The sequence below is a fragment of the uncultured Sulfitobacter sp. genome (genome assembly GCF_947497275.1).
GTDB lineage: Bacteria > Pseudomonadota > Alphaproteobacteria > Rhodobacterales > Rhodobacteraceae > Sulfitobacter.
In genome coordinates this window covers 1-829 of record NZ_CANMFS010000041.1, presented here as the reverse complement: position 1 = coordinate 829, position 829 = coordinate 1, and the positions used below count along the sequence as shown (strand labels likewise).

Annotated in this window: 1 protein-coding gene; it reads right to left on the bottom strand. The window is 63.8% G+C overall.

Annotation, left to right across the window (positions count from 1 at the left end):
- Window positions 1–157: 157 nt before the first annotated feature.
- Window positions 158–829, bottom strand: a 672-nt coding sequence (locus Q1A06_RS20890; RefSeq protein WP_299568045.1) for an EF-Tu/IF-2/RF-3 family GTPase, incomplete at its 5' end; no start/stop codon positions are given.

The following is an 829-nucleotide window of genomic DNA, read 5'->3' as shown; positions in this document are numbered from 1 at the left end:
CCTGCAAACGATCCCCGCAGCCGTGCGCCGGATGCAACAAGGGCCTCCCGATGGGAGGCCCTTGCGGTGTTTGTCGGATGTGTCGGCTCGTTGGGGCCGCGCAGGTAGTCGGATCAGTCCGTGATCTTCGACACGCCGATCCGGGCGCGTCTCGGGATCAGTCCGTGATCTTCGACACGACACCCGCGCCGACGGTGCGGCCGCCTTCGCGGATCGCAAAGCGCAGACCCTGCTCCATCGCAATCGGCGCGATCAGCTCCACGTCGAACTTCAGGTTGTCGCCGGGCATCACCATTTCCGTGCCCTCGGGCAGGTTCACGGTGCCGGTCACATCCGTCGTGCGGAAGTAGAACTGCGGACGGTAGTTCGCGAAGAACGGCGTGTGACGGCCGCCCTCTTCCTTCGTCAGGATGTAGGCTTCGGCCTCGAACTTCGTGTGCGGGTTCACCGACTTGGGCTTGCACAGAACCTGGCCGCGCTCGACGCCCTCACGCTCGATACCGCGCAGAAGAACGCCCACGTTGTCGCCCGCCTCACCACGATCCAACAGCTTGCGGAACATCTCGACGCCCGTGCAAGTCGTTGTTTTCGTGTCACGAATACCGACAATCTCGATGCTGTCGCCAACGTTGATCACGCCACGCTCGATGCGGCCCGTCACAACCGTACCACGGCCAGAGATCGAAAACACGTCCTCGACCGGCATCAGGAACGGCTGGTCCACGGCGCGCGCGGGCGTCGGGATGTACTCGTCCACGGCTGCCATCAGCTTCTTGATCGACTCTTCGCCGATCTCGGGATCGGTGCCGTTCATCGCCGCCAGAGCGGA